This window comes from Pseudomonas sp. PME37.24/006, assembly GCF_055556635.1.
This window is the reverse complement of the sequence record NZ_JBVHNL010000005.1, coordinates 13,465-27,199: the sequence shown is the minus strand read 5'-3', so window position 1 is coordinate 27,199 and position 13,735 is coordinate 13,465. Positions and strand designations below refer to the sequence as shown.

The 13,735-nt window shown below is 63.3% G+C and carries 13 protein-coding genes; 3 read left to right on the top strand and 10 right to left on the bottom strand.

Annotated elements, in window-relative coordinates; translation table 11 throughout:
- The first annotated feature begins 84 nt into the window (after positions 1-84).
- A complete protein-coding gene (locus ACZ3GY_RS21130) occupies positions 85-810 on the top strand; it encodes a TSUP family transporter (RefSeq protein WP_465911872.1) in 726 nt (241 codons plus the stop codon).
- 39 nt (positions 811-849) lie between these two features.
- Here the strand turns inward: ACZ3GY_RS21130 and ACZ3GY_RS21125 are convergent, their stop codons facing one another.
- From ACZ3GY_RS21125 to ACZ3GY_RS21105, 5 genes are all read right to left on the bottom strand, one after another.
- Positions 850-1,611, bottom strand: coding sequence for an SDR family NAD(P)-dependent oxidoreductase (locus tag ACZ3GY_RS21125; RefSeq protein WP_465911871.1), 762 nt, complete (start codon positions 1,609-1,611; stop codon positions 850-852).
- Positions 1,612-1,670: 59 nt separating this feature from the next.
- Positions 1,671-2,432, bottom strand: coding sequence for an amino acid ABC transporter ATP-binding protein (locus ACZ3GY_RS21120; RefSeq protein ID WP_465911870.1), 762 nt, complete (start codon positions 2,430-2,432; stop codon positions 1,671-1,673).
- Positions 2,425-3,087: an amino acid ABC transporter permease gene (locus tag ACZ3GY_RS21115; RefSeq protein ID WP_465911869.1), complete on the bottom strand. Its 663-nt coding sequence runs from the start codon at positions 3,085-3,087 to the stop codon at positions 2,425-2,427. The genes ACZ3GY_RS21120 and ACZ3GY_RS21115 overlap by 8 nt, the downstream gene beginning before the upstream one ends.
- Positions 3,088-3,099: 12 nt before the next feature.
- Positions 3,100-3,741: an amino acid ABC transporter permease gene (locus ACZ3GY_RS21110; RefSeq protein ID WP_070880824.1), complete on the bottom strand. Its 642-nt coding sequence runs from the start codon at positions 3,739-3,741 to the stop codon at positions 3,100-3,102.
- A gap of 94 nt (positions 3,742-3,835) precedes the next feature.
- A complete protein-coding gene (locus ACZ3GY_RS21105; protein ID WP_465911868.1) occupies positions 3,836-4,741 on the bottom strand; it encodes a transporter substrate-binding domain-containing protein in 906 nt (301 codons plus the stop codon).
- A gap of 191 nt (positions 4,742-4,932) precedes the next feature.
- Between ACZ3GY_RS21105 and pdxR the strand changes: the two genes are divergently transcribed.
- Complete coding sequence (pdxR, locus tag ACZ3GY_RS21100) at positions 4,933-6,420, top strand: MocR-like pyridoxine biosynthesis transcription factor PdxR (protein ID WP_465912005.1); 1,488 nt, start codon at positions 4,933-4,935, stop codon at positions 6,418-6,420.
- Positions 6,421-6,642: 222 nt separating this feature from the next.
- Here the strand turns inward: pdxR and ACZ3GY_RS21095 are convergent, their stop codons facing one another.
- Positions 6,643-7,968 carry an aspartate aminotransferase family protein gene (locus ACZ3GY_RS21095; RefSeq protein WP_465911867.1) on the bottom strand — a complete coding sequence of 442 codons (1,326 nt, stop codon included), beginning with the start codon at positions 7,966-7,968 and terminating at the stop codon, positions 6,643-6,645.
- A gap of 203 nt (positions 7,969-8,171) precedes the next feature.
- On the opposite strand from ACZ3GY_RS21095, the gene ACZ3GY_RS21090 reads away from it, so the two are divergent.
- A complete protein-coding gene (locus tag ACZ3GY_RS21090; protein WP_465911866.1) occupies positions 8,172-8,954 on the top strand; it encodes an aldolase in 783 nt (260 codons plus the stop codon).
- A gap of 235 nt (positions 8,955-9,189) precedes the next feature.
- Here the strand turns inward: ACZ3GY_RS21090 and urtE are convergent, their stop codons facing one another.
- From urtE to urtB, 4 genes are all read right to left on the bottom strand, one after another.
- On the bottom strand, positions 9,190-9,888 hold the full coding sequence (urtE, locus tag ACZ3GY_RS21085) for an urea ABC transporter ATP-binding subunit UrtE (protein ID WP_465911865.1): 699 nt from the start codon (positions 9,886-9,888) through the stop codon (positions 9,190-9,192).
- A 169-nt stretch (positions 9,889-10,057) separates the two neighbouring features.
- Positions 10,058-10,897, bottom strand: coding sequence for an urea ABC transporter ATP-binding protein UrtD (urtD, locus tag ACZ3GY_RS21080; RefSeq protein ID WP_465911864.1), 840 nt, complete (start codon positions 10,895-10,897; stop codon positions 10,058-10,060).
- Positions 10,894-11,982, bottom strand: a complete 1,089-nt coding sequence (gene urtC, locus ACZ3GY_RS21075; RefSeq protein ID WP_042553852.1) for an urea ABC transporter permease subunit UrtC — start codon at positions 11,980-11,982, stop codon at positions 10,894-10,896. The genes urtD and urtC overlap by 4 nt, the downstream gene beginning before the upstream one ends.
- A gap of 109 nt (positions 11,983-12,091) precedes the next feature.
- Positions 12,092-13,663, bottom strand: coding sequence for an urea ABC transporter permease subunit UrtB (urtB, locus tag ACZ3GY_RS21070; protein WP_465911863.1), 1,572 nt, complete (start codon positions 13,661-13,663; stop codon positions 12,092-12,094).
- Positions 13,664-13,735: the final 72 nt, after the last annotated feature.

Sequence of the window (13,735 nt, the reverse complement as noted above, 5' to 3'; positions counted from 1 at the left end):
GCTGGCTCGCGTGGTGGCGGTATCTGGCTCTGCCTGACGTGAATGCAACTGCATAGAGTGGCGGCAAATCTTATGGGTGCCACCATGTTCATGCTTCTGGCCGCGTTTGCCGGCCTGGTTCGCGGTTACAGCGGCTTTGGCTTTGCCATGATCCTGGCGCTTGGCCTACTCAGTGCTCGGCCACCGGTCGAAGTGATCCCCGTGGTGCTACTGCTCGACCTGCTCTGCAGTGCCAGTCTCTGGTCGCGTGCGCTACGTGAGATGCATGGGCCGCTGATGGTGCGTTTGGCAGCCGGTATGTGGGTGGCAGTACCGCTTGGGGTGTTGGGGTTGTCCTGGGTGTCGGGTCAGTGGTTGGCGCCGGCCATTGCCCTGCTGTGCCTGATTGGTGCTGTGCTGGTACTGCGCCAACCGCAGGCACTCATCGTTGCCGCGGAGCCGTCATTACCGGCGGCGTTCTGGGCGGGGCTGGGATCTGGCCTGGCCACCGTGATGGCGTCTGCAGGTGGGCCGCTGCTGATGCTTTATCTGCTGCGTTGTGGTCTGCAGCCACGCGTGCTGCGCGCCACGGCGATTATGTTCTTCGCCGCCAGCAGTGCCACGGCATTGCTGGGTATGGGTGTGTTCGGCCTGCTCGCTACCGCTCACCTGCACCTTGCCGCGACGTTGTTACTACCGGCGCTGGCTGGCAATCTGCTCGGCCAATGGTTGCAGCCGCGCTGGCAGCCGTTTTCCCTGCATCGCCTGGTCGGTGTGCTGCTGGTGGCGTTGTCGGCGCTGTCGTTATGCACCAGTCTGCTGAAACTATGACTGCAGTAAGCCGGGCGCAGGGCGCGCCCGGCGTTGCCGTCACTTGTCGCGGTCGACCGCGAACGGGCCCCAGGCCTGGCGGCTGGGCATGATTTCCAAGCGGTTGATGTTGATATGGTCGGGCAGGGTGGCGACGTAGAAAATTTGCTCGGCGATATCTTCCGCGCTCAACGGCGTGGTGGTGCTGTACAGCGCGTCGGAGGCGGCCTGGTTGCCCTTGGTGCGTACCAGGGTGAACTCGGTCTCGGCCATGCCCGGCGCGATGTCGGTCACGCGCACGCCGGTGGACACCAGGTCGCAGCGCAGGTTGAAGCTGAACTGTTTGACGAACGCCTTGCTGGCGCCATACACGTGGCCGCCCGGATACGGCCATTCGCCAGCCACCGAACCGATGTTGACGATGCTGGCGCCCTTGCCGGTTTCCAGCAGCTTGGGCAGCACGGCGTGGGTGACGTTGACCAGGCCGGTGATGTTGGTGTCGATCATGGTGTGCCAGTCCTGCAGGGCCACCTTCTGCGCCGGTTCCGGGGCCAGAGCCAGGCCGGCGTTGTTGATCAGCGCGTGGATCTTGTCGAACGGCGCAGGCAGGCCGTCGACCACGGCCTGCACGGCGGTGGCGTCACGCACGTCGAGGGTGGCGATGTGTACCGGTACCTTGCCTTCCAGCTCGGCCTTGAGCTCGTCCAGGCGTTCCTGGCGACGGCCACTGAGTACCAGTGCCCAGCCCGCTTCGGCGAAGCGGCGGGCGGTAGCGCGGCCAAAGCCGGAGGTTGCGCCCGTGATGAAAACTACCTTGGTCATGTTCTGCCTCTTGTCAGGGTGTCAGTAGCAGCCGGCGCTTGCATGCGCCGGCCTCGTCGTCAGGCGGAGAGCTCGAGGAACTTGCGTACCCGCTCGGTCTCCGGGTTGCTGAAGAACTTTTCCGGGGTGGATTTTTCGATGATCTTACCTTTTTCCAGGAACACCACCTGATCCGATACCGCTCGGGCGAATTCCATTTCGTGGGTGACCACGATCATGGTGTAGCCCTCTGCGGAGAGGTCTTTCATCACCGTCAGCACTTCGCCGACGCGTTCCGGGTCGAGTGCCGAGGTAGGCTCGTCGAACAGGATCACCTCCGGGCTCATTGCCAGTACGCGGGCAATCGCCACACGCTGCTTCTGGCCGCCGGAGAGGGTGTAAGGATAACTGTCACGCTTGTCGCCCATGCCGACTTTTTCCAGCAATTCGATGGCGATCGCGCGGGCTTGTTCCTTGGCCATGCCCTTGACCTGCACCGGCGCCTCCATGACGTTCTGCAGCACGCTGAGATGGGGCCACAGGTTGAAGCCCTGGAACACCATGCCGGTCTTGGCGCGGATGGCCGCCAGCTCGCGGTTGGTCATCTTGCGCCCGGCTTCTTCATTGATGCCGATGCGTTGCCCGGCGATGTAGATGCTGCCGCGATCCGGCTCTTCCAGCCAGTTGATGCAGCGCAGCATGGTCGATTTGCCCGAGCCGGAAGAGCCCAGCACGCTGACCACTTCACCTTTGTTCACGGTCAGTTCGATGTCGCGCAGCACCTCGATGTCGGAGAAGCTCTTGGACAGGTTTTGAATGCGTACCGCCGGGATGTCAGCCATGTTCGAATCCTCGTTTCGCTCCGAAGCGCGCCGCTCTTTTGAGCGCCAGTTCCAGGCAGATGCTGATGAGCCAGTACAGAACGATCACCACCACGAAGGCCTCGGTGGGAATGAAGTAGGTGGCCTGTACCGAGTTGGCGGCGGCGGTCAGTTCCTGCACGGTGATGATGGTCAGAAAGGCGGTGTCCTTGAGGGCGATGATCAACTGGTTGCCCAGCAGCGGCCGGGTCTTGATCACCAGCTGCGGCAGGATGATGCGCATGAACAATCTGAAGGGCGTGAAACCATGGGCCTTGGCTGCCTCGACATAGCCCGCGGGCAGGACCAGGCGGCTGCCGCGCAGGATCTCGGTGAAGTAGGCGCCGTGGTAGACGATCAGGGCGAGTAGCCCGGCCGTCCAGGCGTCCAGGCGTAAACCCAGGCGCGGCAGGCCGTAGTACAGCAGGTAGGTAAGGATCAGGAACGGCAACATGCGCATGCCGTTGACCAGCCAGCGCACCACGATCGACAGCGGCGTGCGTTCTTCCAGGCTGTAAAGCATCGCGCAGCCGAGCACGAAGGCGCAGACGATGGACAGTGCGAACAGCGCCAGGGTGTTGAGGAATCCGTTGAAGAAGGCTTCGCGGGCGTCCCAGATAATGCTCCATTCGGTCATGCTGAAATGTCCTTACATGGCCAGTCGGTTGGCTTTCTTCTCGGCAATCGCCTGCAGCTTGAGCAGCACGCCGATGATCAGCATGTACAGCAGCGCGGCAGCGAGAATCGGCGGCAGCGGGTCGTAGGTGACGGCAGCGATGCGGTTGGTCACTCGCGTCAGGTCGACGATGCCGATGATGGCGATCGCCGGGCTGCCCTTGATCAGGAAGGACATTTCGTTGACCAGGCCGGGCAGGCTGCTGGTGAGCATCTGCGGCAGCATGATGCGACGGAAGAACACGCCCTGGGTCATGCCGCAGGCTAGGGCTGCTTCCTTCTGATCACGGGAGAAACTGATGAATGCCGAACGCCAGATTTCCGCGTTGAAGGCGGTGGTGTTGAGCGTCAGGGCGAGGATGGCGGCGGTGTTGCGGTCGAGGTTGATGCCGAACATCGGCGCTGAGAGAAAGATGAACAGCACCAGGGTCACCAGCGGCGTGGCGCGTGCCAGGCTGGTGTAGAGAATCAGGAACTGTTCCAGAAAGGGGATGCGCGCCATGCGCAACAGGGCAATGCCGAGCCCGCAGAACACACCGATGGCAATCGCGATGCCGGATATCCACAGGGTCGTCCAGGCGCCCTCCAGCAGCAGTAGCCAGGCTTGTCCGTTCATGGCAGCTCCTTAGGGACGAAATGAGTGAGGCGAGCGAGTCAGGCGCGGCTGGTAAATCCCTGCGCCTGTTCGCTGTCTGCCGTGATGCGTCGGGTTACTTCATGCCTGCCAGGGTATGGAACTGATCGACTTCGGTGATGGGCTCCTTGGGCATGGTCGGGAAGGCTTCGCCGAACCATTTGGTCTGCAGTTCGGCCAGGCGGCCGTTGTCGCGGATCTGATCCATGAAGCCGGTGATCAGCTTCAGCAGCTCAGGGCTCTTCTTCGGCACCGGCCAGGCGGCGAAGCCGTCACCGGATACGGCGATGCCCTTGGCGAAGGTATCGCCACGGGTCTTGACCAGGTCGTTGACCGAGATCAGCGCGTTGATCACATAGTCCAGGCGGCCGTTGGCGAGATCGGCATAGGCTTCTGGGTAGGACTGGTACTCGACCACGTCGCCGATTTCGCAGCCGGCATCGGCCATCATCTTCTTCAGTTCCGGCAGACGGGCGAGCAGTGCGCTGCCGGCCTGCAGGCCAGCGGTCTTGCCGCACAGGCTGGCGATATCGCTGAGGCTGTCATCGCCGGCACGCTTGACGTAGAAGTGCTGGGCCGAGGCGAAAGGCGGTGCGAAGTTGAACACGCGCAGGCGGTCGTCGGTGACCAGCGCGCCGGTGAAAGCCATGTCGTACTGCCCGGATGAAACCGAGGCGAGTAGGCCTGTCCACGGCAGGATTTCCTGGCGCACGTCGAAGCCTTTTTCCTTGGCGTAGGCTTTGAGGTCTTCGAGCAGCTCCTTGTGGAAACCCTCGGGCTTGCCGTCGACGATGTAATTGAACGGCGCGTAGTCGTCCTCGGTGGCGACGCTCAGGTAGCCGCGTTTTTCGACGTCGGCCAGATCGGCGTGAGCGCTGGTGGCACTGGCCAGCAGACAGCCGGCCAGGCCTGCGAGTGCCAGTTTGCGCAACTGGGCGAATCCGTTCATGGGCGTTGCGGTAGCGATGCCTGCATGGGTCATGGTCAGAGCTCCAGGGGTCGACAGATCGATTGGCTTGCGATGGGCGTGCCAGGTGGCTGTTTTTCACCATAGAGAGCGCAAAGCGTCGGGCAATAGGTGCAGTTTGGCGCATTCGCCTGGCCAGCCTGGAGCGCGGGCCATGGCTCACTAATTGCTTCGTGGTGGACACAGCACGTGGAGCGGCAGTGACCATGATCGACCACTTCTACCACCTGAATTTCGACCAGCAGCGTGGGCTGCAGGAGCAACTGCGCGAGTCGCTGGTGTCCGCCATTCTTGCCGGCGGTTTTCCCCAGGACGAGCCCTTGCCGTCCTGCCGGCGCCTGTCGCAGCAGCTGTCGGTGTCCCGCAATACCGTGGCACTGGTCTATGAGAGCCTGCTCGACAATGGCTACTTGGTCAGCCGTCCACGCAGTGGTTATTACCTGCACCCAGACTACTGCGGTAGCCAACGTGAAGGCGCCCTGGCGCGTCTGGCACCGGCCCATAGCGACGCCAATCCTCAGGCCATTGGTGCACCAGGATGGAGCGGCCGGTTCAAGATCCAGCCGAGTTTGAGGCATGGTGTGCTGCGTCCCAGTAACTGGCGGCGCTTCACCTATCCCTTTATCTACGGCCAGCCGATTGCCGATCTGTTTCCCCTGGAGCGCTGGCGCGAGGTGTCGCGCAACAGCATGCGCAACGAACGCAACCCGGAGTGGCTGCGCGACAGCCATGATCAGGATGACGCCATGCTGATCGAGCAGTTGCGTACCCGGGTGTTGCCCAAGCGCGGCATCTGGGCCGGCGCCGATGAAATCCTCATCACCCTCGGTTCGCAAAATGCCCTGTATCTGCTGGCCACCCTGCTGATGAGCAAGGGCACCCGTGTGGCGCTGGAGAACCCAGGGTTCGGTGATGCCTGGAACGTTTTCGATCTGCAGGGTGCGGATATCCATCTGCAGGATGTCGACGAGCAGGGCATGCGTGTCGACGAGCGCCTCAACGACTGTGAGTACCTCTATGTCACGCCCGGCCACCAGGTGCCCACCGGGGTGAGCATGAGCGCAGCGCGGCGCAGCCAGTTGCTGCAGCAGATCCGCCAGCACGACCAGATCCTCATCGAGGACGACTACGACGCCGAACTGAATCTCGACAGCCATCCCCAGCCAGCCCTAAAGGCCAGCGACAGCAGCGGTCGGGTGGTGTACATGAGCAGCCTGTCCAAGGCCTTTTCACCGGGATTGCGCCTGGGTTACCTGGTCGCCGACGCCGAACTGGTCGAGGAACTGCGGGCTTTGCGCCGCTTGATGTATCGCCACCCGCCACTGAACAACCAGCGCATGCTCGCTCAGTTTCTCGCCCAGGGGCATTACGATGCGCACCTGCGGCGTTTTCGCGAGGAGCACGGGCGCCGTCGTGAAGCGCTGCATGGCGCGCTGGATAGCGTTCTGGATGGTTGTCGACATGTGAGCAGTGCTGGCGCTGGCGCCTTCTGGCTCAGTGCACCAGCCGGAATCGACAGCCAGCGGCTGGCTTGGGCAGCGGCTCAGCAGAGTGTGCTGATCGAGCCGGGAGCGCAGTTCTTCTTCAATGAAGATCCGCCGCAGCGCTACTTCCGCATGGGCTTTCACGCCATCGACGTGCCGCTGATCGAACCGGGCATCCGTATTCTCAATGAGGTGCTGCAGGGGCAGTGATGATTGATGCCGGTCTGTAGCGTGTTGTGGGTGCGGTTCGGCTGCGCACGTGCGGAAAATACGCCCGTGTGGGAGCGTCGCCCTCGGCGCGAAAAGATCGTTGCTACACCGCGATTCCGGCATCGCCCATATGATTCGGCGCGAGGGCGCGCCTCCTACAGGGCCAGCGCAAACCGCTGACCTTGCTTAACGGACTGACATCATGCGGTGAAGCGGGGGTTATTACAGGTGCTTGGCGCTGAACTCTCCGATCACCTCGTCGAAGATCGCCAGCGCCTGCTGTACCTGGGCCGCGTTGACCATGCACGGCGGCACCACGTGGATGCGGTTCTCCACCACGAAGGCCAGCAACCCGCGCTCCAGTAGCGTGGCTTTCATCTGCGCCATGATAGGCGCGGCCAGTGGCGTTTTCTTCAGCGGGTCGGCGACGAACTCCAGCGCCTGGAACAGGCCGATGCCGCGCGCTTCCCCGATCAACGGGTATTTGCCAGCGAGCGCCTTGAGGCCGGGGCCAAGCAGTTCCTGGCCGATCTGCCGGGCATTGTCGACCATGCCTTCCTCGGCCATGGTGTCGAGGGTGGCGACGATGGCCGCCATGGCCAGCGGGTGACCGGAGTAGGTCAGGCCGCCAGGGAAGAAGTGGCTGTCGAAATACTCGCAAATGGGCTGGGAAATCATCACCCCACCGGCCGGCACGTAGCCCGAATTGACGCCCTTGGCAAAGACGATCAGATCCGGCACCACGTCGAAATTGTCCAGCGCGAGCCAACTGCCGGTACGGCCGAAGCCGGCCATCACTTCATCGAGAATCACCAGAATGCCGAACTCGTCGGCCAGGGCGCGTACGCCCTGCATATAGCCTTTCGGCGGCACCAGAATGCCCGCAGTGCCGGGAATGGTTTCCAGCAGAATCGCGGCGATCGAGGCCGGGCCTTCACATTCGATGACCCGGCGCAGGTGCTGCAGCGCGCGGGCACATTCCTCTTCCTCGCTGGCGGCATTGAATTCGCTGCGGTACAGGTACGGATTGAAGAAGTGCACATGGCCGCGGGCGAACTCATTGGGCACCCGGCGCGGATCGCCGGTGGCGACGATCGCCGAGCCGGTGCTGCCGTGGTAGGAGCGGTAGGCCGAGAGAATCTTGTCGCGGCCGGTGTAGGTGCGTGCCATGCGCATGGCGTTTTCGTTGGCGTCGGCACCGGCATTGGTGAAGAACACCTTGCTGAAGTTGGCTGGCGCGTGGGACAGGATGCGTTTGGCCGCCTCACCGCGCATCAGGTTGGCGGTGGCCGGGGCGATGGTCACCAGTTGCTCGGCCTGGGCCTTGATCGCGGCAATCACCTTGGGGTGCTGGTGGCCGATGTTGGTGTTGACCAACTGGCTGCTGAAGTCCAGGTACTCGCGGCCGTCGTAGTCCCACAGCGTGCAACCGGCGCCCCCGGCGATCACCAGCGGGTTGAGTGCGCCCTGGGTCGACCAGGAATGGAAAACGTACTGGCGATCCAGTGCATGGACATAGGCGTTGCTGATCTGCGTTGGGCTGCTCATGGCGACCTCGTGACGTGAAGAGCGCCTGCTGAGTTGCTGGCGACAGGCTCACCATAAAAATAAAGGCGCTGCCCGCCGTAGGGCCAGATGCCTGGAGTCGGCGGGTCAGCTATCTGGCCCGTCGACTGCCGCTATCTGTCCCTGGCGCGATGGGGGCAGCTTGCTAGGGTAACGTCATCTGCACACTTGGAGGATCAGCACCCATGGCACATGCATTCGAGGTCAACGCCACGCCACTCGATCCGCGCGTGGTCGACAGCCCGGCGATCCGTCAGGCGCGGATCGACCTGGCTGCCTGCTTTCGCATGGCTGCGCGACTTGGGATGGGCGAGGGGATCTGCAATCACTTCTCCTTCGTGGTGCCTGGCCACGACGACCTGTTTCTGGTCAATCCCTACGGGTTGGCGTTCGCCGAGGTGACCGCTTCGTCGCTGTTGATCTGCGATTTCCATGGCCGCGTGGTGGCTGGTGAGGGCGCGCCGGAAGCCACCGCGTTCTTCATTCACGCGCAGTTGCATCGTCTGCATCCGCGCGCCAAGGCGGCGTTCCACACCCACATGCCCAACGCCACGGCGCTGTGCATGCTCGAAGGCGATCCGTTCATCTGGGCGGGGCAGACGGCCTTGAAGTTCTATGACCGCATGCGCGTGGACGAGCATTACAACGGCCTGGCATTGAACAACGCCGAGGGCGAGCGCATCGCCGGGGCCGTGGGTGAGGCGGATGTCGTGATGCTCAAGAACCATGGCCCGCTGGTGCTTGGTAGCTCCATCGCCGAAGCCTGGGACGACCTCTACTACCTGGAGCGTGCCGCCGAGGTACAGCTCAAGGCCATGGCCAGCGGCCGGCCCCTCAAAGCCGTGCCCCATGAGCTGGCGCGCAAGGCCTGCCGGATCATGCTCGAAGGCAATGCCGAAAGTGCGCGGCTGCACCTGGAAAGCATCAAACGCCAGATCGCCCGACTGGAGCCGGATTTCGCCGAGTGAATCCGCCGGTAGAAGCGGCCGGTGGATGCAGAGCTTTCTTTTTGTAGGAGTGGCTTTAGCCGCGAGCTCTATTGAAGAGCAAAGAGCTCGCGGCTAAAGCGGATCGCCGCCCGGCCCCTCCCACGAGATTGATGATGGCTCCCACGCTCCAGCGTGGGAGCCCAGTCCAAATCGAGGCTAAAGCCTCTCCCACAAAAGCTCTGCTACCGCCTTTACGCCGCTATGACGGCGCAGGCTAGATCGCCACCAACCCGCGTACCCCATCCGTCTCCATGGTTTCGCCACGGCCCTGCTGGACGATTTCGCCGCGGCTCATCACCAGATACTGGTCGGCCAACTCGGCGGCGAAATCGTAGAACTGCTCGACCAGCAGGATGGCCATGTCGCCACGGGCGGCGAGCTTCTTGATGACTACGCCAATTTCCTTGATCACCGAGGGCTGGATGCCTTCGGTGGGTTCGTCGAGGATCAGCAAACGTGGCTGGCTGGCCAGGGCGCGGCCGATGGCAAGCTGTTGCTGCTGGCCGCCGGACAGGTCGCCGCCGCGGCGGTGTTTCATTTCCAGCAGCACCGGGAACAGCTCGTAGATGAAGGCCGGAACCTCCTTTGCCTGGCTGCCTGGAAAGCGCGACAGGCCCATCAGCAGGTTTTCCTCGACCGTCAGGCGGCCGAAGATTTCGCGGCCCTGGGGCACGTAGGCGATGCCGGCGTGCACCCGCTGGTGCGGTTTGAAGCCGGTGATCGGTTTGCCTTCCCAACTGACCTGGCCCTGCTTGGCCGGCAGCAGGCCCATCAGGCATTTGAGCAGGGTGGTCTTGCCCACGCCGTTGCGGCCGAGCAGGCAGGTGACTTCCCCCACCTTGGCCTCGAACGACAGGCCGCGCAGGATATGGCTGCCGCCGTAGTACTGGTGTAGCTGTTGAACTTGCAGCATGGCTTACCCCTTGATCGTTCCCACGCTCTGCGTGGGCATGCATCTGGCGACGCTTTGCGTCGCTGGAACGCAGAGCGTTCCGGGAGGGGGTTCCCACGCAGAGCGTGGGAACCATCGATAAAGTGGATCGTGATTGCTCGGGCTTGCGGCTTGAAGCTTGCCGCTACTCTCAGCGGCCCAGATAAACCTCGATCACCCGTTCGTTGGCCTGCACGGCGTCCAGCGAGCCTTCGGCGAGCACGCGGCCCTGGTGCAGCACGGTGACGTGGTCGGCGATGGTGCCGACGAAGCCCATGTCGTGCTCGACCACCATCAGTGAGTGCTTGCGCGCCAGGGACTTGAACAGTTCGGCGGTGAATTCGGTTTCCGCGTCGGTCATGCCGGCCACGGGTTCGTCGAGCAGCAGCAGCTGCGGGTCCTGCATCAGCAACATGCCGATCTCCAGGAACTGCTTCTGGCCGTGAGACAGCAAGCCTGCCGGGCGCTGGCGCGAGGCGTCGAGCCGGATGGTGGCGAGCACCTCGTCGATACGGTCGCGCTGCTCGCCGTTGAGCCGGGCGCGCAGGCTGGCCCATACGGACTTGTCGGTCTTCTGGGCCAGTTCGAGGTTTTCGAACACGCTCAGCGCCTCGAATACCGTTGGCTTCTGGAATTTGCGACCGATGCCGGCCTGGGCGATCTGCACTTCGCTCATCTGGGTCAGGTCGAAGGTCTCGCCGAAGTAGGCGACGCCGCTGTTGGGCCGGGTCTTGCCGGTGATCACGTCCATCAGAGTGGTCTTGCCGGCGCCGTTGGGGCCGATGATGCAGCGCAGCTCGCCGACGCCGATGTACAGCGTCAGGTCGGTCAGTGCCTTGAAGCCGTCGAAGGAAACGTTGATGTCCTCCAGCGTCAGGATGGTGCCATGGCGCGTGTTCAGGCCACTGCCCGCGCTCTTGCCCAGGCCGATGGCATCACGGCTGCTGCCAGCCGGGTCGATCATCATCTCGGGAATCGGTGCAGCTCTCATGACTTATCCCCTCGCTTGAGAAGGCCGATTACGCCCTTGGGCAGAAACAGGGTGACCACGATGAACAGCGCGCCGAGGGCGAACAGCCAATACTCGGGGAAGGCCACGGTGAACCAGCTTTTCATGCCATTGACCAGACCGGCACCGAGCAGCGGGCCGATCAGCGTGCCGCGCCCGCCGAGCGCCACCCACACGGCGGCTTCGATGGATTGGGTCGGGGCCATTTCGCTAGGGTTGATGATGCCGACCTGAGGCACGTACAGCGCACCGGCCAGGCCGCAGAGCACGGCGCTCAGCACCCAGATGAACAGCTTGTAGCCGCGCGGATCGTAGCCGCAGAACATCAGCCGGTTCTCGGCGTCGCGCAGGGCGGTCAGCACCCGGCCGAACTTGCTGCGCGCCAGGCGCCAGCCCAGGTACAGGCTGCTGACCAGCAACACAACGGTCAGAAAGAACAGCGTGGCACGGGTGTTCGCGGCGGTGATCTCGAAGCCAAGGATGCTGCGGAAGTTGGTGAAGCCGTTGTTGCCGCCGAAGCCGGTCTCGTTGCGGAAGAACAGCAGCATGCCGGCGAAGGTCAGGGCCTGGGTCATGATCGAGAAATACACGCCCTTGATCCGCGAACGAAAGGCGAAGAAACCGAACACCAAGGCCAGCAATCCAGGCGCCAGCACCACCAGGCACATGGCCCAGAGGAAATTGTCGGTGCCGTACCAGTACCACGGCAGCTCGGTCCAGGCCAGGAAGCTCATGAACGCCGGCAGGCCGTCGCCAGCGGCTTCGCGCATCAGGTACATGCCCATGGCATAGCCGCCGAGGGCGAAGAACAGGCCATGACCGAGGGACAGCAGGCCGGCGTAGCCCCAGACCAGATCGAGCGCCAGGGCGACGACGCAGTAGCAGAGGATCTTGCCGACCAGGGTCAGCGTGTAAGCCGACACGTGCAGCGCATGATCACCGGGCAGCAGGTGCAGCAGCGGCATGGCGAGCAGCACGACGAGCACCAGCAGGCCGAGGGCCAGCGACACCTGCGGGCCAAGCTTATGGCTGGCGCGGGCCAGCAACGTTTGGTTGGCTGCGTTCATCGGTGAATCCCCTGTAAGCCGACCTGTGGGAGCGCGCCATGCGCGCGAGCGATGGTGAGGATACAGTGGCTGGCATGGCCAGCTCCCACGGTGCAGAAGGTCATGGTGCTCAATCGATTACCCTCCCTTTCAAGGCGAACAAGCCTTGCGGACGTTTCTGAATGAACAGAATGATCAGCGCGAGGATGAGGATCTTGCCGAGCACGGCGCCGATCTGTGGTTCCAGGATCTTGTTGGCGATGCCCAGGCCAAAGGCCGCCATGACGCTGCCGGCCAGTTGGCCGACGCCGCCGAGTACCACCACCAGGAAGGAGTCGATGATGTAGCTCTGGCCGAGATCCGGGCCGACGTTGCCGATCTGGCTGAGGGCCACGCCGCCAAGGCCGGCGATACCCGAGCCGAGCCCGAAGGCCATCATGTCCACACGGCCGGTGGGTACGCCGCAGCAGGCGGCCATGTTGCGGTTCTGAGTGACTGCGCGCACGTTGAGCCCCAGGCGGGTCTTGTTCAGCAGCAACCAGGTCAGCACCACCACGGCCAGGGCGAAGCCGATGATCACGATGCGGTTATACGGCAGCACCAGGTTGGGCAACACCTGGATACCACCGGACAGCCAGTAGGGGTTGGCCACCTCGACGTTCTGCGCACCGAACAGCACGCGCACCAGTTGGATCAGGATCAGGCTGATACCCCAGGTGGCGAGCAGGGTTTCCAGTGGCCGGCCGTAGAGGTGACGAATCACCGTGCGCTCCAGCGCCATGCCGATGATGGCGGTCACGCAGAAAGCCACCGGCAGTGCCACCAGCGGATACAGCGCCAGGGCTTCGGGAGCGTAGCGTTGGAAGAGGATCTGCACCATGTAGGTGGAATAGGCACCGAGCATCAGCATCTCGCCGTGGGCCATGTTGATCACCCCGAGCAGGCCGAAGGTGATGGCCAGGCCAAGAGCGGCGAGCAGCAGGATCGATCCCAGGCTCATGCCACTGAATGCCTGGCCGAGCAGCTCGCCGATCAGCAGCTTGCGCTTGACCTGAGCCAGGCTGGTTTCGGCGGCGGTGCGCACGGCTGCGTCACTTTCCACGCCGGGTTCCAGCAGATTTTCCAGGCGGGTACGCGCCAGCGGCTCACCGGTTTCACCGAGCAGGCGCACGGCAGCGAGGCGCACCGCAGGGTTGGCGTCGACCAGTTGCAGGTTGGCAAGAGCCAGGGTCAGGGCATCACGAACGATATCGTCGTCTTCCTTCTCCAGGGTCTGGGCGAGCAGTGGCAGTTGCGCCGGCTGGGCACTTTTTTGTAGCTGCACTGCAGCACTGAGGCGCTGTGCCGGTTCATTGGCAAGCAACTGATGGCTGGCCTGGGCGTTAGCGATCAGGCCACGCAGGCGGTTGTTCAGGCGCAATTTGCGCGGGTTATCCACAGGGGACGCTTCACCTTCGGCAGCCTGATAGCCGTCGTCGGTTTCGATGAACGCGGTCTTTTCGCTATCCGCAGCTACACGGCCCTGTTGCAGGGCGTCGAGCAGCGGTTGGCGCGCCAGGTCGGGCATGGCGGCCCAACTTTCCAGCAGTTTGGCCTGCTGCGCCGGGCTGGCAGCCACGAAGTCGGCAGCATCGCCAGCCTGGGCGGCGAATGGCACTACCAGCAGCAGGCTGAGAAGTAGTCGGACAAATGCGTTATGCATGGGGTAATCCTTGGTGCCCGATAAAACCGGGGAGCTGTAGGAGTCAGCTGCTGGCGATTGATCTTCAGAACA

What these genes read in the sequence shown, in the direction of transcription:
- ACZ3GY_RS21130 (WP_465911872.1), top strand. Translation starts at nt 85, where the DNA reads ATGTTCATGCTTCTGGCCGCGTTTGCCGGCCTGGTTCGCGGTTACAGC.
- ACZ3GY_RS21125 (WP_465911871.1), bottom strand. Translation starts at nt 1,611, where the DNA reads ATGACCAAGGTAGTTTTCATCACGGGCGCAACCTCCGGCTTTGGCCGC.
- ACZ3GY_RS21120 (WP_465911870.1), bottom strand. Translation starts at nt 2,432, where the DNA reads ATGGCTGACATCCCGGCGGTACGCATTCAAAACCTGTCCAAGAGCTTC.
- ACZ3GY_RS21115 (WP_465911869.1), bottom strand. Translation starts at nt 3,087, where the DNA reads ATGACCGAATGGAGCATTATCTGGGACGCCCGCGAAGCCTTCTTCAAC.
- ACZ3GY_RS21110 (WP_070880824.1), bottom strand. Translation starts at nt 3,741, where the DNA reads ATGAACGGACAAGCCTGGCTACTGCTGCTGGAGGGCGCCTGGACGACC.
- ACZ3GY_RS21105 (WP_465911868.1), bottom strand. Translation starts at nt 4,741, where the DNA reads ATGACCCATGCAGGCATCGCTACCGCAACGCCCATGAACGGATTCGCC.
- pdxR (WP_465912005.1), top strand. Translation starts at nt 4,933, where the DNA reads ATGATCGACCACTTCTACCACCTGAATTTCGACCAGCAGCGTGGGCTG.
- ACZ3GY_RS21095 (WP_465911867.1), bottom strand. Translation starts at nt 7,968, where the DNA reads ATGAGCAGCCCAACGCAGATCAGCAACGCCTATGTCCATGCACTGGAT.
- ACZ3GY_RS21090 (WP_465911866.1), top strand. Translation starts at nt 8,172, where the DNA reads ATGGCACATGCATTCGAGGTCAACGCCACGCCACTCGATCCGCGCGTG.
- urtE (WP_465911865.1), bottom strand. Translation starts at nt 9,888, where the DNA reads ATGCTGCAAGTTCAACAGCTACACCAGTACTACGGCGGCAGCCATATC.
- urtD (WP_465911864.1), bottom strand. Translation starts at nt 10,897, where the DNA reads ATGAGAGCTGCACCGATTCCCGAGATGATGATCGACCCGGCTGGCAGC.
- urtC (WP_042553852.1), bottom strand. Translation starts at nt 11,982, where the DNA reads ATGAACGCAGCCAACCAAACGTTGCTGGCCCGCGCCAGCCATAAGCTT.
- urtB (WP_465911863.1), bottom strand. Translation starts at nt 13,663, where the DNA reads ATGCATAACGCATTTGTCCGACTACTTCTCAGCCTGCTGCTGGTAGTG.